Origin of the sequence: Gibbsiella greigii (assembly GCF_039540155.1) — a bacterium.
Lineage (GTDB): Bacteria > Pseudomonadota > Gammaproteobacteria > Enterobacterales > Enterobacteriaceae > Gibbsiella > Gibbsiella quercinecans.
This window is the reverse complement of sequence record NZ_BAABEM010000048.1, coordinates 22,044-46,309: the sequence shown is the minus strand read 5'-3', so window position 1 is coordinate 46,309 and position 24,266 is coordinate 22,044. Positions and strand designations below refer to the sequence as shown.

The 24,266-nt window shown below is 56.0% G+C and carries 22 protein-coding genes; 5 read left to right on the top strand and 17 right to left on the bottom strand.

What is annotated here, in order from left to right:
• Nucleotides 1–70: 70 nt before the first annotated feature.
• The 6 genes from nuoF to lrhA form a co-directional block, all read right to left on the bottom strand.
• A complete protein-coding gene (gene nuoF, locus AC559G_RS20590; protein ID WP_438598404.1) occupies nt 71–1,420 on the bottom strand; it encodes an NADH-quinone oxidoreductase subunit NuoF in 1,350 nt (449 codons plus the stop codon).
• Nucleotides 1,417–1,968: an NADH-quinone oxidoreductase subunit NuoE gene (gene nuoE / locus AC559G_RS20585; protein WP_438598403.1), complete on the bottom strand. Its 552-nt coding sequence runs from the start codon at nt 1,966–1,968 to the stop codon at nt 1,417–1,419. Before nuoE ends, nuoF begins: the two co-directional genes overlap by 4 nt.
• A gap of 2 nt (nt 1,969–1,970) precedes the next feature.
• On the bottom strand, nt 1,971–3,776 hold the full coding sequence (nuoC, locus tag AC559G_RS20580) for an NADH-quinone oxidoreductase subunit C/D (protein WP_438598402.1): 1,806 nt from the start codon (nt 3,774–3,776) through the stop codon (nt 1,971–1,973).
• A gap of 95 nt (nt 3,777–3,871) precedes the next feature.
• On the bottom strand, nt 3,872–4,546 hold the full coding sequence (locus tag AC559G_RS20575) for a NuoB/complex I 20 kDa subunit family protein (RefSeq protein ID WP_095847977.1): 675 nt from the start codon (nt 4,544–4,546) through the stop codon (nt 3,872–3,874).
• 15 nt (nt 4,547–4,561) lie between these two features.
• Nucleotides 4,562–4,999, bottom strand: coding sequence for an NADH-quinone oxidoreductase subunit A (locus tag AC559G_RS20570; RefSeq protein WP_438598401.1), 438 nt, complete (start codon nt 4,997–4,999; stop codon nt 4,562–4,564).
• 689 nt (nt 5,000–5,688) lie between these two features.
• Nucleotides 5,689–6,624, bottom strand: coding sequence for a transcriptional regulator LrhA (gene lrhA / locus AC559G_RS20565; protein ID WP_438598400.1), 936 nt, complete (start codon nt 6,622–6,624; stop codon nt 5,689–5,691).
• A gap of 750 nt (nt 6,625–7,374) precedes the next feature.
• Here lrhA and AC559G_RS20560 point away from each other — a divergent pair.
• Nucleotides 7,375–8,592, top strand: coding sequence for a pyridoxal phosphate-dependent aminotransferase (locus tag AC559G_RS20560; protein ID WP_095847974.1), 1,218 nt, complete (start codon nt 7,375–7,377; stop codon nt 8,590–8,592).
• A 120-nt stretch (nt 8,593–8,712) separates the two neighbouring features.
• Nucleotides 8,713–9,312: a 5'-deoxynucleotidase gene (gene yfbR / locus AC559G_RS20555; RefSeq protein ID WP_095847973.1), complete on the top strand. Its 600-nt coding sequence runs from the start codon at nt 8,713–8,715 to the stop codon at nt 9,310–9,312.
• A gap of 35 nt (nt 9,313–9,347) precedes the next feature.
• Here the strand turns inward: yfbR and AC559G_RS20550 are convergent, their stop codons facing one another.
• From AC559G_RS20550 to yfbV, 4 genes are all read right to left on the bottom strand, one after another.
• Nucleotides 9,348–11,180, bottom strand: coding sequence for an SLC13 family permease (locus AC559G_RS20550; protein WP_498914341.1), 1,833 nt, complete (start codon nt 11,178–11,180; stop codon nt 9,348–9,350).
• A gap of 105 nt (nt 11,181–11,285) precedes the next feature.
• Nucleotides 11,286–11,942, bottom strand: coding sequence for a sugar phosphatase (locus tag AC559G_RS20545; protein ID WP_498914339.1), 657 nt, complete (start codon nt 11,940–11,942; stop codon nt 11,286–11,288).
• A 19-nt stretch (nt 11,943–11,961) separates the two neighbouring features.
• On the bottom strand, nt 11,962–12,456 hold the full coding sequence (locus tag AC559G_RS20540) for a YfbU family protein (protein WP_095849120.1): 495 nt from the start codon (nt 12,454–12,456) through the stop codon (nt 11,962–11,964).
• 147 nt (nt 12,457–12,603) lie between these two features.
• Complete coding sequence (gene yfbV, locus AC559G_RS20535; protein WP_438598397.1) at nt 12,604–13,059, bottom strand: terminus macrodomain insulation protein YfbV; 456 nt, start codon at nt 13,057–13,059, stop codon at nt 12,604–12,606.
• A 354-nt stretch (nt 13,060–13,413) separates the two neighbouring features.
• On the opposite strand from yfbV, the gene ackA reads away from it, so the two are divergent.
• A complete protein-coding gene (gene ackA / locus AC559G_RS20530; protein WP_498914336.1) occupies nt 13,414–14,616 on the top strand; it encodes an acetate kinase in 1,203 nt (400 codons plus the stop codon).
• A 120-nt stretch (nt 14,617–14,736) separates the two neighbouring features.
• Complete coding sequence (gene pta, locus AC559G_RS20525) at nt 14,737–16,896, top strand: phosphate acetyltransferase (protein WP_498914335.1); 2,160 nt, start codon at nt 14,737–14,739, stop codon at nt 16,894–16,896.
• 56 nt (nt 16,897–16,952) lie between these two features.
• Here pta and AC559G_RS20520 read toward each other — a convergent pair whose 3' ends face one another.
• The 5 genes from AC559G_RS20520 to AC559G_RS20500 all read right to left on the bottom strand — a co-directional run bounded on the left by AC559G_RS20520 (nt 16,953) and on the right by AC559G_RS20500 (nt 21,175).
• Nucleotides 16,953–17,912 (bottom strand): transketolase family protein, encoded by a 960-nt coding sequence (locus AC559G_RS20520; protein ID WP_498914333.1) that lies wholly within the window; start codon nt 17,910–17,912, stop codon nt 16,953–16,955.
• Nucleotides 17,905–18,753 (bottom strand): transketolase, encoded by an 849-nt coding sequence (locus tag AC559G_RS20515; protein WP_498914331.1) that lies wholly within the window; start codon nt 18,751–18,753, stop codon nt 17,905–17,907. The genes AC559G_RS20520 and AC559G_RS20515 overlap by 8 nt, the downstream gene beginning before the upstream one ends.
• A 7-nt stretch (nt 18,754–18,760) precedes the next feature.
• The gene (locus tag AC559G_RS20510) at nt 18,761–20,143 is read right to left on the bottom strand and encodes a PTS ascorbate transporter subunit IIC (RefSeq protein ID WP_438598392.1); all 1,383 of its coding nucleotides are present in this window, start codon (nt 20,141–20,143) and stop codon (nt 18,761–18,763) included.
• A gap of 217 nt (nt 20,144–20,360) precedes the next feature.
• Nucleotides 20,361–20,642, bottom strand: a complete 282-nt coding sequence (locus AC559G_RS20505; protein ID WP_438598391.1) for a PTS sugar transporter subunit IIB — start codon at nt 20,640–20,642, stop codon at nt 20,361–20,363.
• An 89-nt stretch (nt 20,643–20,731) separates the two neighbouring features.
• Nucleotides 20,732–21,175 carry a PTS sugar transporter subunit IIA gene (locus AC559G_RS20500; protein WP_498914328.1) on the bottom strand — a complete coding sequence of 148 codons (444 nt, stop codon included), beginning with the start codon at nt 21,173–21,175 and terminating at the stop codon, nt 20,732–20,734.
• Between the two features lie 445 nt (nt 21,176–21,620).
• Between AC559G_RS20500 and AC559G_RS20495 the strand changes: the two genes are divergently transcribed.
• Nucleotides 21,621–22,640 carry a LacI family DNA-binding transcriptional regulator gene (locus tag AC559G_RS20495; protein ID WP_438598389.1) on the top strand — a complete coding sequence of 340 codons (1,020 nt, stop codon included), beginning with the start codon at nt 21,621–21,623 and terminating at the stop codon, nt 22,638–22,640.
• A 52-nt stretch (nt 22,641–22,692) separates the two neighbouring features.
• Here AC559G_RS20495 and yfcD read toward each other — a convergent pair whose 3' ends face one another.
• Both yfcD and yfcE read right to left on the bottom strand, forming a co-directional pair.
• Nucleotides 22,693–23,268 carry an NUDIX hydrolase YfcD gene (gene yfcD / locus AC559G_RS20490; RefSeq protein ID WP_438598388.1) on the bottom strand — a complete coding sequence of 192 codons (576 nt, stop codon included), beginning with the start codon at nt 23,266–23,268 and terminating at the stop codon, nt 22,693–22,695.
• Between the two features lie 166 nt (nt 23,269–23,434).
• Entirely contained in the window at nt 23,435–23,986 is a 552-nt protein-coding gene (gene yfcE / locus AC559G_RS20485; protein ID WP_438598387.1) for a phosphodiesterase, read from the bottom strand.
• Nucleotides 23,987–24,266 lie beyond the last annotated feature (280 nt).

Sequence of the window (24,266 nt, the reverse complement as noted above, 5' to 3'; positions counted from 1 at the left end):
TGCCTTACGACAGGCGTTAATCAAAAATTCGGCCGTGCAAGGCGCGCTCAGCGCGCCCGGAAGCGGCTGTTTACCAGCGTTGCTTCAGCAAGTTGTTCGGCTGAATACCGCCGATCGCATGTGCATTGCTAAAGTGCTGCACGGCGATACCCGCTTCAAACTCGTCACGGAAATATTTAATTGCGCTTTGCAGTGGCTCTACGGCACCTGGCGCGTGGGCGCAGAAGGTTTTGCCCGGGCCCAGGAAGCGGCAAAGCTGCTCAAGGGTTTCGATATCCCCGGGTTGCCCTTCGCCTTTTTCCAGCGCCCGCAGGATCTTGACGCTCCACGGCAGGCCGTCGCGGCACGGCGTACACCAGCCGCAGGATTCACGGGCGAAAAACTCTTCCAGATTACGCACCAGCGATACCATGCCGATTTCGTGATCCACCGCCATGGCCAACGCCGTCCCCAGACGGCTGCCGGCTTTGCCGATGTGCTCGAAATCCATTGGTAAATCGAGGTGATCCGCCGTCAGGAAGTCGGTGCCGGCGCCGCCCGGCTGCCAGGCTTTGAACTTCAGGCCGTCACGCATGCCGCCGGCGTAATCTTCCAGAATTTCGCGCGCTGTGGTGCCAAACGGCAGTTCCCAGACGCCGGGGTTTTTCACCCGGCCGGAGAACCCCATCAGCTTGGTACCGGCATCGTTGCTTTTGCCGGCGGAAATCCCCTGGTACCACTCCACGCCGTTGGCCAGGATAGCCGGCACGTTGCACAGGGTTTCTACGTTGTTGACGCAGGTCGGTTTGCCCCACACGCCGGCAGAGGCCGGGAACGGCGGTTTGGAGCGCGGGTTGGCGCGGCGCCCTTCCAGCGAGTTGATCAGCGCGGTTTCTTCGCCGCAGATGTAACGGCCGGCGCCGGTGTGCACAAACAGCTCCAGATCAAAGCCGCTGCCCAAGATGTTTTTGCCTAGGAAGCCCGCTTCGGTGGCTTCGGCGATGGCACGGCGCAGGTGTTTAGCCGCCTGCACGTATTCACCGCGCAGGAAGATGTAGCCGCGGTAGGCCTTCAGCGCGAAGGCGGAGATCAACATACCTTCCACTAACAGGTGCGGCAGTTGCTCCATCAGCAGACGGTCTTTATAGGTGCCCGGCTCCATTTCATCAGCGTTACACAGCAGGTAACGGATGTTCATGGATTCGTCTTTCGGCATCAGGCTCCATTTCAGGCCGGTGGAGAACCCTGCGCCACCGCGGCCTTTCAGGCCGGCGTCTTTCACCTGATTGACGATCTCTTCCGGCGCCAGGCCCTTGAGCGCTTTTTCCGCCCCGGCATAACCGTTTTTGCTGCGGTACTCATCCAACCACACCGGCTGGTGATCGTCGCGCAGCCGCCAGGTCAGCGGGTGCATTTCGGCAGTACGTTTGATATCAATCATTTATACCGCTCCAATAGTTCGACCACGTTTTCCGGCGTCAGATGAGCATGGGTATCCTCATCGATCATCATATTCGGGCCTTTGTCGCAGTTCCCCAGGCAGCAGGTCGGCAGCAGCGTAAACCGGCCGTCAAAGGTGGTTTGCCCTGGCTTGATGTTGAGCTTTTTCTCCAGCGCGGCCTGAATGCCCTGATAACCGTTGATGTGGCAAACCACGCTGTCGCAGTAGCGAATGACGTGGCGCCCCACCGGCTGGCGGAAAATCTGGCTATAAAACGTGGCCACGCCTTCGACATCGCTGGCCGGGATACCCAGCACATCGGCGATGGCGTATATCGCGCCGTCCGGCACCCAACCGTGTTTTTTCTGCACGATCTTCAAGGCTTCAATCGACGCGGCGCGCGGATCTTCGTAATGGTGCTTTTCCTGCTCTATCGCATCACGTTCTTCAGCGCTCAGCTCAAAGGCCTCGGCGCCGTGCGGCAAAGGCGCGGCATCAATCGGCTCTGGCGCATCGTGACTCACGTGAGTGTCTTTTTGAGAGTGCATAGTTAGCGGTCCACATCTGACATGACAAAATCGATACTACCCAGATAAACGATCAGGTCGGAAACCAGGCTGCCGCGGATCACCGCTGGGATTTGCTGCAAATGCGCAAAGCTCGGCGTGCGTACCCGGGTGCGATAGCTCATGGTGCTGCCGTCGCTGGTCAGGTAGTAGCTGTTGATCCCTTTCGTGGCTTCAACCATCTGGAATGATTCGTTCGCCGGCATCACCGGCCCCCAGGAAACCTGCAGGAAGTGGGTAATCAGCGTTTCAATGTGCTGCAGCGTGCGCTCTTTCGGCGGCGGCGTCGTCAACGGATGATCGGCCTTGAACGGCCCTTCCGGCATGTTGTTCAGGCACTGTTCAAGAATACGCAGGCTTTGGCGCAGCTCTTCCACTTTCAACATGACGCGGGTGTAGCAATCGCTGTTGCCGTCGCCGATCGGTACGTCAAAATCGAAGTTTTCATAGCCGGAATAAGGCCGCCATTTGCGCACGTCGAAGGAAATACCGGTCGCGCGCAGGCCAGCGCCTGTCACGCCCCAGGCCAACGCCTCTTGGGCGTTGTAGGAAGCCACGCCGATGGAACGGCCCTTGAGAATGCTGTTCTGCAACGCCGCCTTCACGTAGGAATCCAGGCGCTTCGGCATCCAATCGAGGAAATCACGCAGCAGGCGATCCCAGCCTTTCGGCAGATCGTGCGCCACGCCGCCGATACGGAACCAGGCCGGGTGCATACGGAACCCGGTGATCGCTTCCACCAGATCGTAGATTTTCTGGCGATCGGTAAAGGCGAAGAACACCGGGGTCATTGCGCCGACATCCTGGATAAAGGTGCTGATGTACAGCAAGTGGCTGTTGATACGGAACAACTCCGACAACATCACGCGAATGGTGTTGACGCGATCCGGCACCACGATACCGGCCAGCTTCTCAACCGCCAGCACGTACGGCATTTCGTTGACGCAGCCGCCCAGGTATTCGATGCGATCGGTATAGGGAATGTAGCTGTGCCACGACTGGCGCTCGCCCATTTTCTCCGCGCCGCGGTGGTGGTAGCCGATATCCGGCACGCAGTCGACGATGTCTTCACCGTCCAACTGGAGGATGATTCGGAACGCGCCGTGCGAGGACGGGTGGTTAGGGCCGAGGTTAAGGAACATAAAATCCTCGTTCTCGGTGCCGCGCTTCATGCCCCACTCTTCCGGTTTGAAGGTCAAGGCCTCCATTTCCAGATCTTCTTTCTGTTTGGTCAACACAAAGGGATCGAATTCCGTGGCACGCGCCGGGTAGTCTTTGCGTAACGGATGGCCTTCCCAGGTCTTCGGCATCATGATGCGCGTCAGGTGCGGGTGGCCGTCAAAGGTAATGCCAAACATCTCCCAGGTTTCACGCTCATACCAGTTGGCGTTGGGGAAGATTTGGGTCACGGTGGGCACATGCAGATGCTTTTCCGACAGCGCCACTTTCAGCATGATGTCGCGGTTGCGATCGATGGAGATCAAATGATAGAAAACGGAGAAGTCCGCCGCCGGCAAGCCCTGGCGGTGGGTACGCAGGCGCTCGTCCATGCCGTGCAGATCGAACAGCATAACGTACGGCTTCGGCAGTTTTCTTAAAAACGTCATTACTTCCAGCAGCTGTTCAACTTTCACCCATACCACGGGTATGCCGGTGCGGGTGGGCTGAACAGTAAAGGCTTCCGGCCCAAAACGGTTGCGCAGTTCGCCAATCACAGGATCATCAAGATGATCGCGGGTTTCCCATACAGGCCGGGCAGTTTGGGCGTCATGCGTCGTTAAATCTGTCATAATTTTTTCACCACGTTAAATGGTCATTTTTATTGCAAGCTTAACTGCTCTTGGTTACCGAACCAGCGCAACAAGGTCGGCATTCATCCGCACGCTTAAATCTCGTCGGGCGTGCGAAGGTTAGTCACCGCGATACGTTCGCCGTGCTTACGTTCCCTTTCAGACTGCATATTGGCGCGGTACACGCCCTGATCGCCGACCACCCATGACAACGGGCGGCGTTCTTTACCGATAGATTCCTGCAGCAGCAGCAGCGCCTGCATATAGGCCTCCGGGCGCGGCGGGCAACCGGGGATATACACGTCAACCGGCAGGAATTTGTCGACGCCCTGCACCACGGAATAAATGTCGTACATGCCGCCGGAGTTGGCGCAAGCGCCCATGGAGATCACCCATTTCGGCTCCAGCATCTGCTCATACAGGCGCTGAATAACCGGCGCCATCTTGGTAAAGCAGGTACCGGCCACCACCATGAAGTCCGCCTGGCGCGGAGAGGCGCGCAGCACTTCAGCGCCGAAGCGCGCCACGTCGTGAACGGCAGTAAAGGAGGTCACCATTTCCACATAGCAACAAGAAAGGCCGAAGTTATAAGGCCAAAGAGAGTTTTTACGCCCCCAGTTCACCATGTCGTGCAACGCATGCTCGAGTTTACCCATGTAAACCGTACGGTGAACCTGTTGCTCCAGAGGATCGCTGACGATCTCCTGCTTTTGCAGGGGGTAACGGTCATTCTCACCGTTCGGGTCTATGCGGGTGAGCGTATAGTCCATGTTAATGCCTCGCTGTTACTGCGGATGACTGTTGGTGTTAGTAATGGTGCCTGGCTTGACCTGACGCTTGGAACGCGCCGGCGTCCAGTCCAGCGCGCCGATGCGCACCAGATAAAACAGCCCGGCCAAAAGCACCAGAATGAAGATGGTGGCTTCGACAAAACCCAACCAGCCGCTCTCACGGATAGAGACCGACCAGGCGTACAGGTATAAGGCTTCAACGTCGAAAATAACGAAGAACATGGCGACCAGGTAAAACTTGGCGGAAAGGCGCAAACGCGCCGACCCGACGGAGTCGATCCCTGATTCATAAGGGGTGTTTTTGGCACGGGCCCTGGCTCTTCCGCCGAGGAAAAATGCCCCCAGCAGCATGAGGCCGCATAGCCCGATAGCTACGACAAGAAATACGGCAAACGCCCAGTGATGGGCGATAACTTCAGTGGTTGTTGACATACTCTTTGCTTACTCATCAAAAGCGGTGTCAGACATCCTGCTCTTATGGCTGGCAGCTAGCGCACCGCATCGATTCAAGGGAAGGATAAATAACCACAATAAAAAACTGCATTTAGATCACATTAGACAGTGATTTTAATGTGGTTTTTTTACTCCTTTTTATAACCTTTTGTCAACTTTAACAAAAGATTCCTCACGTTAATTCACATATATAGCAATTTATTAACACTTAATGCGTCTTGGTTAGGCTAAATCGTGTCAGTCAACGGCCGTATAGCAGCCAACGGTAATAAACCAACATTAATATTCAGGTTTTAGTCTAACATTTTCTCAGGAAACTCCGGTGTTTCCACTCACTACCTAGGGGTATTTTTTTGATCCAAGACACGTTTCCAGCAAAAAAACAGCCTTTGCCGTACAAGGCATTGGCAATGCTTATCAATTTTCGCCCAACGCGATGCCGCGAATGAAAATAGCAAAATAACCACATTAACTCTAGGATTTTACTTGCTTGTCTCATGAATGAAAAACAAAAGGAACAGGCGATTAACACCACGGACGGGGAATTTTGCGGGCAGGCAGACGGCAGGCGGGAAATGGGGTTATAGGCATAAAAAATGCCAGCCGGTTTTACCCCGGCTGGCATTCGCGTAATCACGGCAATGTGTTACCAGAAAATAAATCGGGTGTTACTCCTGCGCATCGGCGGCGCCGCTATCATCCTTGTTGCCCGCGTCGGCACTGGTGAAGCTATAGCTATCGTTACCATTTTGCACCGCGCGGAAAATGGCCATTGCCAGTTCATTCTCACACTGCGTGTCCTTGCACAATACATACTGCGTATCCGGCAACGGCGGCAACCCTTCGGAGGAACCCAGCACGCGCAGATCTGGGCTCATCATTTCGATCGGCCGGGCCGTTACGCCCAGGCCAGCCTTGCACGCCGCTCGCACGGCAGAAAGCGTAGAGGCCACATAGGCGATGCGCCAAGGGATGCCGGCTTCATCCAGATGCTTGATCGCCATAGCGCGGAACGGGCTGGGTTCATCAAGCACGACCAGCGGAATCGGCTCGCCTTGTTGATAGCGGTAATCCGCAGAGCAATACCACAGCGTCGGCGACGTGCGCAGCACAATATGTGGGTGCCCTTCGGCATCAACGGTGGTGATGGCCAGATCAACCTCACCGGTTTTCAGCATATCGATCATAAACGGGCTGCGTTTCACCCGCACATCAATCGCCAGCTTGGGATAGACAGACGTCACGCGGCTGAGCAAAAAAGGCAGGATGGTATCGGCAGTATCATCAGACGCGCCAATCGTCAGGACACCCTTGATATTGTTGTACATCAATGAGGCACAGGCTTCATCGTTAAAGCGCAGGATTTTCCTGGCATAACCAAGAAGCTGAATGCCGTGTTCGGTCAACAACTTGTTACGGCCATGGCGGGCAAACAGTTCCTTGCCAACCAATTGCTCTAACCGCTGCATTTGTTGACTGACTGCTGACTGAGTTCGGCACACGGCGACGGCCGCGGCGGCAAAAGTATTTAAATCAGCAACAGCCACAAATGTCCTTAGCAGATCGAGGTCGAGATTAAGTATCGGACGATTTGCATTTGTCATAGTGTATTCTTCACTTTTTGAATTCTATTAATTTATAAAACTACCCTGGTGTATTTCTAAGACACCGTTTAAAAGGACGGTGCCAGATATGACAGTACCCCACTCATAAGTGGAGGGCAAAAAAATTACTTATATTTCGTTACCTCCATCGCCTTTTACGCTAAAACATATCGATATTACTTATCAAATGCCGATACATACACGCTCAAAACCATTAACAATACGTTATCAAAAGGATTTTACGTAGATGTCTGCCCATTTTTCCACGCTATTCGTGCTCAACCGCGCCAAAAACCGGATAATCGCCGCACCGACAGAGATTCTTCAGGCAGCGACAACAGGCAAGAAATCGCCCTAACGGCCGGCCAACCGCCGCCGACGCAATAAATAACCGTTTACGCCCCGGCGTACGATAGCATCTACCGCAATTAATATAACTCTAAATAGTTAAATTATATTAATGTAATTAAGCATTCTCTCATACTTTGCCAGCGAGGACTATACCGCCGCTGCCAGCCCGCCATACCAGCAACGCCGCAGAAAACAACTAAAAAACGGCGTAAGATTGGTGATTATAACCATAAAATAAATTCATTCAGACGTATCATCGCTACAGTCGCCCTTTTGGCAGATTTTTTACGTCGAAGGTACTTGGAACTCTTCAAAAGCACCGGCGGCAGGAGTACATTGTGCGGATTGCGGAGTTCCACGGTAGGAGCCCCCGCTTCCAGTAATAAGGCTCAACATTCTATGTCCCCCATTGAGAAATCCAGCAAACTGGACAACGTTTGTTATGACATTCGCGGTCCGGTGCTTAAAGAAGCAAAACGCCTTGAAGAAGAAGGCAACAAAGTCCTCAAACTGAACATCGGCAACCCCGCGCCTTTCGGCTTTGAAGCCCCGGATGAAATCTTGGTCGACGTGATCCGCAACCTGCCTACGGCGCAGGGCTACTGCGATTCCAAGGGGCTGTATTCCGCCCGTAAGGCGATCATGCAGCACTACCAGGCGCGTGGCATGCGTGAAGTGACCGTGGAAGATATCTATATCGGCAACGGCGTTTCTGAATTGATCGTCCAGTCGATGCAAGCGCTGCTCAACAGTGGTGACGAGATGCTGGTGCCGGCGCCCGATTATCCGCTGTGGACCGCCGCGGTTTCGCTTTCCAGCGGCAATGCAGTGCACTATCTGTGCGATGAACAGGCCGGCTGGTTCCCCGATCTGGACGATATCCGCAGCAAGATCACCCCACGTACCCGCGGCATCGTGATCATCAACCCGAACAACCCAACCGGCGCGGTTTACAGCAAGGCGCTGCTGGAACAGATCGTCGATATTGCCCGCGAGCACAACCTGATCATCTTCGCCGACGAGATCTACGACAAGATCCTCTACGATGAAGCGGAACACCACTCGATCGCCGCATTGGCGCCGGATTTACTCACCGTCACCTTTAACGGGCTGTCCAAGACCTATCGCGTCGCGGGCTTCCGTCAGGGCTGGATGGTGCTCAACGGGCCGAAAAAACACGCCAAAGGTTACATTGAAGGGCTGGAAATGCTGGCCTCAATGCGCCTGTGCGCCAACGTCCCGATGCAGCACGCCATCCAGACGGCGCTGGGCGGCTATCAGAGCATCAGCGAATTCATTCAGCCAGGCGGCCGCCTGTATGAACAGCGCAACCGCACTTGGGAATTGCTTAACGACATCCCCGGTGTCTCGTGCGTGAAACCCCAGGGGGCGCTGTATATGTTCCCGCGTATCGATGCCAAGCGCTTTAACATCCACGACGACCAGAAAATGGTGCTGGATCTGCTGCTGCAGGAGAAAGTGCTGCTGGTGCAGGGCAGCGCCTTCAACTGGCCTTACCCGGATCACGTACGCATTGTCACCCTGCCGCGCGTTGACGATCTGGAAATGGCCGTCGGCAAACTGGGGCGTTTCCTGGAACACTACCGCCAGCTATAACTCCGCACAGGGGCGCAGGCACTGCGCCCCTTATCCGAGCCCGATCGCACCGCAGGATTTGCATAACCCGCCCCTACTGCCCACAATGTAGCTCTCACTTGCCGTTATAAAGAGAGCACCATGAGCCAGAGCCATTTCTTTGCCCACCTGTCACGCCTGAAACTGATTAGCCGCTGGCCGCTGATGCGTAACGTACGTACCGAAAATGTCTCCGAGCACAGCCTGCAGGTGGCCTTCGTCGCCCATGCGTTGACGGTGATTAAAAATCGTAAGTTTAATGGCAACCTGAACGCGGAGCGCGTGGCGCTGCTGGCGATGTACCACGATGCCAGTGAAGTGCTCACCGGCGACATGCCCACGCCGATCAAGTACTACAACCCGCAGATTGCCCATGAATATAAGAAGATCGAAAAAATCGCCCAGCAAAAGCTGCTGGATATGATCCCGGCGGAATTTCAGGATGATTTCCGGCCGATCCTCGACACCAGCTATTACACCGAAGATGAACAATATCTGGTCAAGCAAGCGGATGCGCTGTGCGCCTACCTGAAGTGCCTGGAGGAACTGTCTGCCGGCAATAATGAATTCAAACTGGCCAAAGCGCGCCTGGAGAAAACCTTACAGCAGCGCAACAGCCCGGAAATGGATTACTTCATGGCGGTGTTCATCCCAAGCTTCAGCCTCTCGCTGGACGAAATCAGCCTGGATTCGCCGCTGTAACCCACCTTCTGCCCGGCACGCCGCCGGGCCAGCCGTTAAAAGCCGTACAGCCACGGCACCACCACCACGCTGACCAGCATCACCAACAGGGTAAAAGGCACGCCCATTCGCACAAAATCACCGAACTTGTAGTTGCCCGGCCCCAGCACCAAGGTGTTGACCGGCGAGGAAACCGGCGTCATAAATGCCGCCGATGCCGCAATGGCGATAATCATGGCGAACGGATACGGGGAGACGCCCATTTCCCGCGCGGCGGCAATGGCGATCGGCGCCATCAACACCGCCGTGGCGGTGTTGGAGATAAACAGGCCAATGGTGGCGCACAGCACAAACAGGCACACCAGCATCACCCGCGGCCCCATGCTGCCGGCCACGTCCATCAGCCCATGGACGATCAGATCCACCCCGCCGGTTTTTTGCAGCGCCTGGGCAAAGGGCATCATCCCCACGATCAGGATCACGCTGGGCCAGTGGATGGATTTATAGGCGCTCTCCATATCAATGCAGCGGAACTGCCCCATCAGTAAACAGGCGATCAGCGCCGCAATCGGGTTGGGGATTTCATCGGTCAGCATCATCGCCACCATCAGCGCCAGGCAAAACAAGGCATGCGGCGCCTGGGTGATGGCCGGCGCGACTTCGTCCACTTCCGCCGGCAGGTTGAGCACGATAAAGTCGTGGGTTTCGGCCTGCAGTTGGCGGATCGCCCGCCAGTCGCCAATCACCAGCAAAATATCGCCAAACTGCAACGGCTCATCCACCAGTTTGCCCGCCAGCGCCTCGCCGTTGCGGCGAATGCCCACCACATTCAGATCGTAGCGGGTGCGGAATACCGCTTCGCGCAGGCTTTTGCCCAACAGGGCAGAATCCGGGATCAGCGATACCTCCGCCATGCCCACATTGCGCGCCTGCTCGGAAAAGTAATCCCCACGCAGCACCATCGGCTCCAACAATTGTTCGCTACAGAACTGGCGCAGATCGACATCGCTGTCCGACATATCGATCAGCAACACGTCGCGCTCGCGCAGTTCAGTACTGCCGGAAGCGCTGATCATCACACGCCGAAAGCGCTTCCAGCGTTCGATCCCGACTACGTTCGCCCCATAGCGAGCGCGCAGGTGCAGTTCATCCAGCGAATGGCCGACCAGCGGCGAACCGCTGCGGATCGCCAAACGGCGCGCACGGCCGCTCAGCTTGTAATCACGGATCAAATCGCGAAAGGTGCGCCGCTGCCAGGTTACGCGCGTGCTTTCCCCATCATCATTGCCCAGCCAACGGCGCGCTATCAGCATATAGCCGATACCCAACAGCAGCACCAGCACGCCCACCGGCGTAAAATCGAAAAAACCAAAGCCGTGGGCACCTTCACGCACCAGCTCACTGTTCACCACCATATTCGGCGGCGTTGCCACCAGCGTCATCATGCCGCTGATCAGGCCGGCAAAGCTCAACGGCATCATCAACCTGCCGGGCGCAGTTTTCATCCGCGCCGCGACGCTCAACACCACCGGGATGAAGATCGCCACCACGCCAGTAGAGCTCATAAACGCCCCCAGGCCCGCCACCGTCGCCATCAACAACGCCAGCATTTTGGTTTCGCTGCTGCCGGCCACCTTGACCAGCCAGTCCCCCACCTGGTAAGCCACGCCGGTACGCACCAGCCCCTCACCAATCACGAACAGGGCCGCGATCAGAATCACGTTGGGATCGCTAAAACCCGCCATGGCCTCCTGCAAGGTCAATGTGCCGCTCAGCACAAAAGCGACGATAACCAATAACGCCACCACGTCCATACGTAGTTTATTCGTGGTGAACAATACAATGGCCACCAGCAATAAACTCAATACCCACAGTAATTCACCGTTCACAGCGTACCCATATGATCGTGATCCAAAGGCCTAAAAAATAGCATAAAAAAACCCCGCAAATGCGGGGTACAATCAATTTGTCTACAGATTGCCGATAAGCGCTGCTCAGCGCGCCACATCGATACGCGCGCCCTGCGCCAGCTTGCCAACCTGTAACTGCGCCAGCGAAGACAACGCCAGCGCGACCTGATCCAACTTTGGCGCGTCCGCCGGCGCATTCACCGCGATCACCTGGCAGCCGGCCGCCAGCCCGGAAAGGATACCGGCCGCAGCGTCTTCCACCACCACACACGCCTGCGGCGCCAGGCCCAGCCGTTTAGCGCCCAGCAGATAGGGATCTGGCTCTGGTTTGCCGCGCTGCACCTGCTCTGCGGTGATAAACACCGCCGGGCGCGGCAGCCCGCTGGCGGCCAGCCGCGAAGTGGCGACGGGAACCGAGCCGGAGGTGACGATCGCCCACGGGATATCAAGCGTATTCAAACGCGCCAGCAGCGCTGCCGCCCCCGGCAACGCATGGACGCCATCGGTATCCTGCGCTTCCACCTGCTCAAGCACCGCGTGTTCATGCTGAATTTCCGCTTCGCTGGCGCCCGGCATAAAATGGCGCAGCGACGTGATCGCCTGTTTACCATGAATAAAACCCAACACCTCCTGCACATCAAGGCCGCGGCCTTTGGCCCAATTGCTCCAGGCGCGCTCTACAACAGGTAATGAATCCACCAACGTTCCATCAAGATCAAATAGAAAACCCTTACACTCCACAGAAAACCTCTTTGTATACTCAGGCATTGATGATTTGCGCGATCTCCACAGCGCTCAAGTGATACTGGCGTGGGCAAGAAAGCCAAATGGCCAGCATGCGCTGGTATTTTTCCCACATCTTGGTTTGGGCATTAAAGCCGTGGCTGCCGGAATCAAAGTGAGTATAACGCCCTTCTGTGTTGACCAGAAAACGCACGTAGCTCAAATAACGTGCCTCCGTGGCCGCATCAAAACCGAGGAATTCCAAACGACGCGGTTCAACACCCTGTTTATCCTTGAGGTTTTCCCATGAAACCTGAAGCGCATGGTGCATTTCCATAATATTGATAATCGTACGGCACACCTCTTCGCTCATTTCACCAAAATCCCGATCCAGCTCACGCAACTGTAAGCCAAAACCGCGTTCAATAATGGTTTGCAAGCGGCGATAGCGCTCCGCATTGTCTGGATCAAGCATCGACATCATTTTGTACTGATTAGACAGAATCAGGCGCTGGGCATTCGTCATTTCCATCATTTTTTCCTCGGTGCTGAATAATGGCGCAAGCATCGCACAGCGCAAGAAAAGGGGAAATGACAACTCGCTCATTTTTTGATTTAACGTGGGGTTCTTGGGCAAGATCAATAAACAGACTGTTCGAAGAAACAGCCTGTTTTGATCTCAAAGGTCATCGAGGAAGGTTTTATCCAACTGTTTAAACGCACGCTTGAGCAAATCCGCCAGCGATTGATAGGTCGGCGGCCCTTCGATCGGCGCCACGGCTTGCCCGGCTTCGGCCAGCTTATTGCGCACCTCATGGAACCATTGCAGCAACGTTGGCGGCAGCGGCGTGATCGCGCGGCGCCCCAACCACCACAGCCCCTGCATCGGCAGGCTACAGGCGAACAATGCGGTGGCGATGGCCGGGCCCAGTTGCCCGCCGAGGGCAATCTGCCAGGTCAGGGTAAAGATCGCCAGCGGCGGCATGAAGCGCACGGCAAACTGCGTCGCGCGCGAAACGCGATTTTCCGGAAAGACAGGCGCCAGACGCTTATCCGCCGGCCAGGTTTTCATGTAGTGCTGCCCGCGCTGGAATACCTGAAACCAGCTTACAGAACCGGACGGTTTACTTGTCATGGCTACCTCAATTTCACGGTTAAAAATGTCTGTTCAGTCTGCGTCACTACTAAAAAATTTGAAGCTTTAAATTTATTTTGTGTTTGCCGCAGGCTATCGGTATGCTAAGCCGGCCTTTTGGCCGGTTAAAAGATGGCTTTTTTATCGCCAACGTTTAGCCCAATAAAAACGTAGATTATTTAAACCGCAGAGAAATCTCCGGTTTTTCCATCATCATGTGCTTTGCTTCACCCACATGATGTTAATCATAAATGTCAACGGCACTCTGCGCTACGCTTGTTGTCTGATTGACGGTTTATTCACCATTGTTTTGGGTCTCCCTTTAACAACACAAACTATTAAGTAGGTACTTCCATGTCGAGTAAGCTAGTACTGGTTCTTAACTGCGGCAGTTCTTCCCTGAAGTTCGCCATTATTGATGCAACCAACGGTGAAGAACACCTCTCTGGCTTGGCCGAGTGTTTCCACCTGCCAGAAGCCCGCATCAAGTGGAAAATGGACGGTAGCAAGCAGGAAGCGGCATTGGGTGCCGGTGCGGCACACAGCGAAGCGCTCAACTTCATTGTTAACACGATCCTGGCCCAAAAACCTGAGCTGTCCGCCAATCTGACGGCTATCGGTCACCGTATCGTGCACGGCGGTGAAAAATTCACGGCCTCTGCGGTGATCAATGACGAAGTGCTTCAGGGTATCAAAGATTCCGTACCTTTTGCACCACTGCACAACCCAGCTCACCTGATCGGCATTGCCGAAGCGCTGAAATCTTTCCCTAAACTGGCCGATAAGAACGTTGCCGTGTTCGACACCGCGTTCCATCAAACCATGCCGGAAGAATCTTACCTGTATGCTCTGCCTTACAGCCTATACCGCGAACACGGCGTGCGCCGTTACGGCGCTCACGGCACCAGTCACTTCTACGTGACTCAGGAAGCCGCGAAAATGCTGAACAAGCCGGTTGAAGAGGTTAACCTGATCACTTGTCACCTCGGCAACGGCGGTTCGGTTACGGCTGTGCGCAACGGTAAGTGTGTTGATACCTCCATGGGGCTGACCCCGCTGGAAGGCCTGGTGATGGGTACCCGCAGCGGCGATATCGATCCGGCAATCATCTTCCACCTGCACGACACGCTGGGCATGAGCATCGACCAGATCAACAAGCTGCTGACCAAAGAATCCGGCCTGCTGGGCCTGACCGAAGTCACCAGCGATTGCCGTTACGTTGAAGACAACTACGCCAGCAAAGAAGACGCTAAGCGTGCGATGGATGTCTTCTGCCACCGTCTGGCCAAATACATCGGTGCCTATGGCGCGCTGATGGAAGGCCGCCTGGATGCGGTCATCTTCACCGGCGGTATAGGTGAAAACGCCGGTATGGTGCGCGAACTGACGCTGAACAAACTGGGCCTGATGGGCTTTGAAGTGGACCACGAACGCAACATGGCGGCCCGCTTCGGCAACGCTGGTGCGATCACCAAAGATGGCAGCCGCCTGGCGCTGGTCATCCCGACCAATGAAGAATTGGTCATCGCGCAAGACGCCAACCGTCTGACCGCTTAATCCCCCAGCACCGCCAGCCGCCTCAAACCGCTGGCGGTGCTGTTTCAGGACTTGCATTGGCCGGTGGGCGTTTTTTCCCCGCGTAGCCATGCCGAATAAACCCGTGAAGAGGACTATTCTGTGTCACGTATAATCATGTTGATCCCTACCGGCACCAGCGTCGGCCTGACCAGCGTCAGCCTGGGCGTCATTCGCTCCATGGAGCAAAAAGGCGTTCGTCTGAGCGTATTCAAACCTATCGCGCAGCCACGCAGCGGCGCCGATACGCTTGATCAAACCACCACCATCATCCGCAGCAACTCCAGCATCCCAGCGGCCGAACCGCTGCGCATGAGCTACGTTGAAAGCCTGCTGAGCAGCAACCAGCAGGACGAGTTGATGGAAGAGATCGTAGCGCGCTACCACGAGAACACCAAAGACGCCGAAGTGGTGCTGATCGAAGGCCTGGTGCCGACCCGTAAACACCAGTTCGCCAACGCGCTGAACTATGAAATCGCCAAAACCCTGAATGCCGAAATCGTCTTCGTGCTGGCGTTGGGCAATGACTCCCCGGCACAGCTGACCGAGCGCATCGAACTGGCGCGCAGCAGCTTTGGCGGCAGCAAAAACAAAAACATCACCGGCGTTATCATCAACAAACTGAACGCGCCGGTTGACGAACAGGGCCGCACCCGCCCCGATCTGTCTGAAATCTTCGATGATTCCAGCAAGGCCAACGTGGCCAACGTCGATCCCGCGCAACTGTTCGCTAACAGCCCGCTGCCGGTGCTGGGCTGCATCCCGTGGAGCTTCGATCTGATCGCCACCCGCGCGATTGATATGGCACGCCACCTGAATGCGCGCGTGATCAACGAAGGCGACATCATGACCCGCCGCGTGAAGTCCGTGACGTTCTGCGCGCGCAGCATCCCACACATGCTGGAACACTTCCGCCCCGGTTCCCTGCTGGTAACCTCTGCAGACCGCCCGGACGTGCTGGTTTCCGCCTGTCTGGCGGCGATGAACGGCGTTGAGATCGGCGCACTGCTGCTGACGGGCGGCTACGAAATCGACGGCGCCATCAAAAAACTCTGTGAACGCGCCTTTGAAACCGGCCTGCCGGTGCTAATGGTCGACACCAACACCTGGCAAACCTCGCTGAGCCTGCAAAGCTTCAACCTGGAAGTGCCGCCGGATGATCATCAGCGCGTTGAGAAAGTCCAGAACTACGTGGCCAGCCACATCAGCAGCGCCTGGATCGACACGCTGACCGCCACCTCTGAGCGTTCACGCCGCCTGTCACCACCGGCATTCCGTTACGAGCTGACCGAACTGGCGCGCCAGGCCGGCAAACGCATCGTCCTGCCGGAAGGCGACGAACCACGCACCGTGAAAGCGGCCGCCATCTGCGCCGAACGTGGCATCGCCCACTGCGTGCTGCTGGGCAACCCGGATGAAATTCAGCGCGTCGCCGCCGCGCAAGGCGTTGAACTGGGCAAAGGGATTGAGATTGTCGATCCGGTACAGGTGCGTGAAAACTACGTGCCGCGCCTGGTTGAACTGCGCAAGAGCAAGGGCATGACCGAAGTGGTTGCCCGCGAGCAACTGGAAGACAACGTGGTGCTCGGCACCCTGATGCTGGAAAAAAGCGAAGTGGACGGCCTGGTATCCGGCGCGGTTCACACCACCGCCAACACCATCCGCCCACCGCTGCAGTTGATCAAAACCGCGCCGGGCAGCTCGCTGGTGTCTTCCGTGTTCTTCATGCTGCTGCCGGATCAGGTGCTGGTCTACGGCGACTGCGCGATCAACCCAGATCCGACCGCCGAACAGCTGTCTGAAATTGCGATCCAGTCTGCAGATTCCGCCGCAGCGTTCGGTATCGAGCCACGTGTAGCGATGATCTCTTACTCTACCGGCAACTCCGGCGCCGGCAGCGACGTTGATAAAGTGCGCGAAGCCACCCGCCTGGCGCAGGAAAAACGCCCGGATCTGATCATCGACGGCCCACTGCAGTATGACGCCGCAATCATGGCCGACGTTGCCAAATCCAAAGCGCCGAACTCACCGGTTGCAGGCCAGGCTACCGTGTTCATCTTCCCGGATCTGAACACCGGTAATACCACCTACAAAGCGGTACAGCGCTCAGCAAACCTGGTGTCTATCGGGCCGATGCTGCAGGGTATGCGCAAGCCGGTTAACGACCTGTCCCGTGGCGCACTGGTTGACGACATCGTCTATACCGTGGCGCTGACGGCGATTCAAGCCGCACAGGCAGAAAAACTGGCAGCCAAAGCGTAAGGGCTGCAAGCCGCCCTCTTCCCGCAGGGAGAGGGCGGTTTACACCAATGCCGGGCTTAGCCTGGCAACAGTTGGTTGGCCGCCTCAACGATGTGCTCCGCGGTCAAACCATACTCCTGTTGCAGGAAGTCCTGCGTTCCCACCTGGCCATAACGCTCTTTCACCCCCACCCGCCGCATCGGCACCGGGCAGGTTTCCACCAACACTTCCGCCACCGCCGATCCCAGGCCGTTATGAATACTGTGGTTTTCACAGGTCACGATACGCCCGGTTTTCGCTGCATAGGTCTGGATAATGTTCCGATCGATTGGTTTCAAGGTGAACATATCGATCACCGCCGCACTGATGCCGTTTTGCGCCAGTATCTGCGCCGCCTGCAGCGCTTCCGCCACCATGATGCCGTTGGCAATCAGCGTAATATCGCTGCCATCGCGCAGCAGGTTCCCCTTGCCGAGGGTAAAACGGGCCCCGTCTTGATAGATACGCGTTGCCTGCTTGCGAATGGTACGCACCCAGTAAAACCCCTCCAGCGCCATGAGCTGCTGCAAGATGTCTTTAAACATGGTGGCGTCCGTCACCTCCAGCACCACGGAATTCGCCAACCCACGCACGATACCCATGTCTTCGAAAGACATATGGGTGCCGCCGTTATGGCAGGCGGTCACGCCGGCATCCGAGGCAATCACCTTGACGTTGTTGCGCTGGTAGTCCAGAGACATAAACAGTTGATCAAAACAGCGGCGGCTGGCGAACGCCGTGAAGGTATGAACGAACGGCACGCGCCCGGTCAACGACAAGCCGGCGGCAACGCCAATCACGTTCGCTTCCATAATGCCGCAGTTAATCACGTGCTGCGGGTAATCCCGCTGCACGCCGTCCATCGCCATGGAGCTCATCAGATCGGCCTCCAGCGCAATGATCGGCTGGCCGGCTTCTATTTGCCGGCGCACTTCGCCGGCGTACACCTTACGCATCTCTATGCTGTCTTTTTCCAACGGCGTAACGACGTTATCCATGAGCGGCCTCCAGTTCAGCGATGGTTTTTTCGATCTCCCGCTTAATCTCCGGCGTCAGGCGCAGGTGGTGCGAGTTCTTCATCTGTTCCAGGTAGGGCACGCCCTGCCCCTTGATGCTGTCGAGGATCACCATCAGCGGCCGCTGCTCCCCGCCGCGCACCGGCGCCGCCACAGCGTGAATAGCGATAATATCGTCGCCTTTCACGGTGGAAACCTCAAAGCCAAAGGCGCGGAATTTGGCGGCCAGATCGAAAGGTTTGATCACTTCGTCCAAATCGCCATCCAACTGCTGTTTGTTGTAATCAATAAACAGCGTCAGATTATTGAGGTTATGGTGAGCAATGAACTGGAACGCCTCCCAACACTGCCCCTCGTTCAGCTCGCCATCGCCAAGGATGCTGAATACCCGGTTATCGCGCCCGGCCAGGCGATGCGACAGCGCCATTCCAGCGGCAATCGACACCCCCTGCCCCAGCGAGCCGGTGGTCGCATCCACACCGGGCGTGCGCAGGCGATCCGGGTGGCTGGGCAGCCGGGTGCCGTTCTGATTGAGGGTTTTCAGCATCTCCCGCGGGAAATAGCCCTTGATCGCCAGCGTGCTGTAGAGCGCCGGGCCGGCATGCCCTTTCGACAGCACAAAATCATCACGCGCGGGCCAACCCGGCTGCGCCGGATTGATGCGCATCACCCCGCCATATAACACCGCCAGGGTTTCCACCACCGACATACACCCGCCATAGTGGCCAAACCCCAGCCCGGTCAGCGCCTTCAACGTTTCCAGGCGTATCACGCGCGCCAGTTCGCGCATTGCTTCGATATTTGCCGTTACAGAACTCATCATAACGCCCTCACTCTTTTTCAACGCCGTTGGCAGCCGCACCGCCTCCGCGTTTGCCCAGGAAGTTGTGCGCGACCAACAGCGCAAAGATGGCCACGATCGCCACCATGATCATTTCTTTAGACATGAAGCGCGCCATATTCCCCAGCACAATGCCTACCACACCGAAATCGGCATCGGAGAAGGTGGTATTGGCAAAGCCGAGTGCGCCCAGCACCGGCAACAGCAGCACCGGCAGGAAGGTGATCAGCAAACCGTTGGCAAACGCGCCCAACATAGCGCCGCGGCGCCCGCCGGTAGCATTGCCGAACACACCAGCCGTGGCGCCGGTAAAGAAGTGCGGCACCACGCCAGGCAAAATCAACACCATTTTCATTTGCCCAAGCAGAAACAGCCCGACCAACCCGCCGAGAAAGCTAAACAGGAAGCCAATCAGCACCGCATTCGGCGCATAGGGGTAAACCACCGGGCAATCCAGCGCCGGGCGCGCATTCGGCACCAGCTTTTCCGAAAAACCGGTAAAGGCCGGGACGATCTCGGCCAGAATCAACCGCACCCCTTGCAGGATGATGAACACCCCGGCGGCGAAGGTAATGGCCTGGATGATCGAATACACCAGATAGTTTTGCCCGGCGCTAAGCTGGCTTTCCACATAATCCTGGCCGGCGCAGATCGCCATAATCAGGTAGATAATGATCATCGTTATCGAAATGGAAATCGAACTGTCGCGCAGGAAGCTCAGGTTTTTAGGCAGGTTCATCTCTTCAGTCGAGCGCGAGTTTTTGCCGATCCGCGCCCCAATCCACCCTGATAGCACATAGCCCAGGGTGCCGAAATGGCCGAAAGCGATGTCGTCATTGCCGGTGATACGGCGCATATAGCGCTGCGCAATCGCTGGAAAGAACGCCATCACTAGCCCCAGCGACAATGCACCGGTGAATACCAGAGCAAAACCCTCAAACCCGGCGACAGTCAGGATAATGCCAATCATGCAGGCCATATAAAAAGTATGGTGGCCGGTAAGAAATATATATTTCAGCCGAGTAAAGCGCGCCACCACAATATTCGCCACCATACCGAAGGCCATAATCAACGCCGTGGAGGCACCATACTTTTCAAGGGCGATAGAGACGATCGCTTCATTATTGGGAATGATCCCCTGAATATTGAAGGCATGTTCGAACATACCGCCAAGCGGATTCAGTGAACTGACCAATACGGTAGCGCCGCCGCCCAATACAATAAAACCAAGAATGGTTTTTACCGTCCCCTTCACGATATCAGAAAATGATTTCCGTTGTGCCAGCAAACCGATAAGGGCAATAATACCCACCAGTACGGAGGGCACCTTTAATATATCAACCACGAATTTAAGCGTTTCCTGGATAAACATATCCACCTCGCCATTGAGTCTGATTAATTACCCGTCACACGCCAAGTTGCAGGTATGTTGGCTGCGCTCAGTTACCCGAATCACTTACCTGTGTAAGCTCATCGGGATTTCTTCCCTTGCCGCGTGATTCAGCCATTCGGCCTCACCCTTTCGGGGCCAGCGCTAGCGTTGTTCAAAACGCTTTTGCGTTTTTGCCCTGCAACTCGAATTATTTTGGTTACAGAATAGAGTGTGCTTCAAAATACGCACGCAGCTTGGTTTCCAGCTCATTGATATCAATAATATTGGTGATCACCACCAGTTGCTCTTGCGCAACGCTGGCGCTACCGGCGATATCTTTCGCCATCACAAAAATATCGGCTGCACCGGGCGTGGCCGAAGATAAATCGGAATGTTCCACCTCGGCTTCTACGCCCAGTTTCTTCAACACTTTCTTTATATTCATTTCAACCATAAAACTGCTGCCGAGGCCGGAGCCACAAATAGCCATTATTTTCATGATATTCACCCGCCTGATTTTTATGTAAGGGATCCCCGCCGGAATAGTTCCCGGTTAAATAAAGGAGACCGTCATGAAAAATACAAGTATTAATAGTGGGAAATAATATCCTCAATTTGCTGTTTATCTTTAGCGTTGAATAATTCATCCATCGCCGCGTTGTTTGAAAATAGTTCAGCAAGCTGTGCAATAATCTCGATATGGCTATTGCTGTCCGGCGCGGCCAACATCACCACCACATAGACGGGATCATTATCCGCAGAGTGAAAATTTACCCCCTGGTGTATTTTTAATAACGATAGCCCCAGCGCTTTCGCCCCTGCTTCCGGCCGGGCATGCGGCATGGCGATACCGGGCGCCAACACAAAATAAGGCCCCAGCAGACGATGTTGCTGGAGAATCGCCGTGACGTAATCCGGCGTGATCGCCCCGCGCTGCAGCAGCGGCTGCGCGCTCAATGCCACCGCCTGTTGCCAGCCATCGACGCGGTCACACAGTTGGATCGTGTCATTATTTAGCCAGTCGTTCAGCACGCTCCCTCCTTGCCATCCAATAAGGAACCGAACATCTGTGTAGGTTAGGAAACCAGGCGCCAGCGGTGGCGCAAATTTTCATGGCCAGCGCCGTTGGCTGCCACAACCTGATAAAACTTTAATCAACGCACTGATCACCAGCCGTGACTACCATCACAAAGATAGCGCTACCAAGTTTTTATAATAGAATTTTGTGATAGCGCTATCAAATAAACGATATATCCTGTTGTGTCTTGCGCGCCTTGCGCCGGCTATGCCGCAATGGCGCCAGCGTTCTACGCCGCTCAGTGCTACGCGGCGCACAGTTTTTTTATCACGCCCCACAGGGCCACGGGTTAGAATAAGCTGAAAATGCGGCGGGTTCCGCAATATTCCTACCCGGCAGCGCCGCAGGGAAATCGTCCACCGTTTATGCGCACGATGCGCGGTTTAGTCAGGATTACACATGTCGATCGGTAAAAAACGGCGCAGTACCGGAAAGGTCACACTGGCCGACGTCGCCCAACTGGCCGGCGTCGGCACCATGACCGTTTCCCGGGCGCTGCGCACCCCGGAACAAGTCTCCGATAAACTACGAGAAAAAATCGAGGCGGCCATCAACGAGTTGGGCTATTTGCCTAACCTGGCGGCCAGTTCGCTGGCATCCGCATCTTCCTATACCGTAGCCATGGTAGTGCCCAGCCTGTCTGAATTCGGCTGCGCCAGCATGTTCGCCGGCCTACAGCACGTATTGCAGCCGGCGGGCTATCAGATCATGTTGGCGGAATCACAGCACCGCCTTGAGCGGGAGGAAAAACTGCTGGAGACGCTATTGTCGTATAATCTGGCCGCCGCGGTGTTGTTGAGCGTCGAACATTCGCAAAATACCCGCAACGCACTGAAAGTCGCCAATATCCCGGTCGTTGAAATTGGTGCGATACGCGAAGATCCGATTGATATGAATATCGGCATTGATTATGTGGCGGCCATGTATCAACTGACGCAAACGGTCATCGCCAGCGGTTACCAAAACGTTGGGCTGCTGTGCGCCAATCAGGAACAGTGGATTTTCCAGCAGCACCTGCAAGGCTGGCACAAAGCGCTGCTGCACAATCACATGTCGCCGCACCGGGTGATCAACGCCGCGCAGCCGGCCAGCTTTAGCATCGGCGCACAGCAACTGCCCGAGTTCCTGCTTGCCTGGCCAGAACTGGATGCGCTGGTCTGCGCCGCCGACGAGCTGGCCTGCGGCGCGCTGTACGAGTGCCAGCGGCGGCACATAAAAGTGCCGGATCAATTGGCGATCGTCGGCTTCGGCAACAGCGACGCCAGCCAGGTTTGCCAGCCGCCGCTGACGACCATGACCGTGCCGCACAAAGAGATCGGTATTCAGGCCGGCAAGGCCTTGCTGGCGCGTTTGAATGATGAAGCCTGGCAACCGGAAGGATCGCTGCCTTCCACGCTCTGCCGGCGTAGTAGCTGTTAGAATGCGCAACACCGGCCATTTGGCCGGTGTTGCGGTTTACTCTGGCAGACGATCAGGGCTGATCATCCCCTTCTTCTGGCGCTGCCTCCCGCGCCAGCGGCTTGCCGTAAGCCTGCCCATTGTTGCGCGTCAGCCACAGCGACAGCGCTTTCAGCGAGTCTGGCGTAAACTCATCGCAACGCGCGGTAATTTCCTCCGGCTTCAGCCAGCACACTTCGGCAACTTCTTCTTCCTGCAGCGCGAACGGCCCGTGCGAAACGCAGCTAAACAGCGCGCCCCACACCCGGCACTGCGCTTCCTCGAAGTAGAACAGGCCATGCTCGGCAAACGGCACACCGGCGATACCCAGCTCTTCTTCCGCTTCACGGCGGGCCGACTCCAGGACGTTTTCGCCGCTTTGCACCACACCGCCGGCGGTTGCATCCAGCCAGCCCGGATAGAAGTCTTTGGTTTCGGTGCGGCGCTGCACCAGTATTTTCCCCATCCCGTCATGCACCACGATATAGGTCGCACGATGACGCAGCCGCTCTGCACGCATTTGCTGGCGACTGGCTTGAGCAATCACTTCATTTTGCTCGTTGACAATATCAACCCACTCAATATCTGCAGCCTGACCCTGTTCCGCCATCCTCTAAAACCTTCTGTGTTGGCACGATGAATTCCGCGCACTGGTTGATCAATGAGTGTTATTCATAGATTCTTATTATGCAAATACCCGCCATACTGCAAGCTGCATGCGCCGTTCAACAGCGCCTGGGCGTTTTGCCCTGCAACCCGAATATCGAGGGTATAAATTAATGGGATAATGACACCTCTGCAACCGTCTTGCCCTCGTGCAGAGACACTACCCGCAAAGTGTCTTCATCCAGCAGCCCGTAGCTGGCGGGAAAACCGCCTTTCGGTATGCTGACCGAGCCAGGATTAAAACAAAAGATATCGCCCTGCCGTTCTGCCTGCGGCAAGTGCGTATGGCCATAAGCCAATACGTCGCCGGCCGATAGCGGCGGCAACGCAGAGGGATGATAAAGGTGACCGTGGGTCAAAAACAATCGTCTTTTTTGCAACAGCACTTGCTGCCAAGGGGCGGTGATCGGGAACGAAAGCAGCATCTGATCGACTTCGCTATCGCAATTCCCGCGAACGGCGATAATCTTGTCGCTATAGCCATTCAATTGTTCAGCAACCTGCGCCGGTTGATAGTTGTCCGGCAGCGCATTGCGCGGCCCATGATTAAGAAAATCGCCAAGCAGGATCAGCCAGTCGGCGTCATGTTCTTCAAAACGTTCCAACACACGTTCCGTGGCGGACAGTGAGCCGTGCAGATCGGAAGCAAATAACAGTTTCATACCCATTCCTGATGTCGCGAAGTGATTAGTGATGTTAGCGCCGCCAGGCGGCGCTACCTCGGCGTAACGGCGCCGGCCGCCGCCGCTTGGTTTACGTTAGCGAAGCCCGGCGGATTTTCCTAAATCTGGATCAAGCAACTCGCGATCGCCTACGCTGAACTGATATCCTAAGCCGCGTGATTGAGAACCATTTCACTCAGCCGCGCGCAGGCTGGTATTGCCGGCGGTTTGATCCTTCAGGTTCACAGACGGCATGCGGCGGCTGATTACCCTTGTGGCG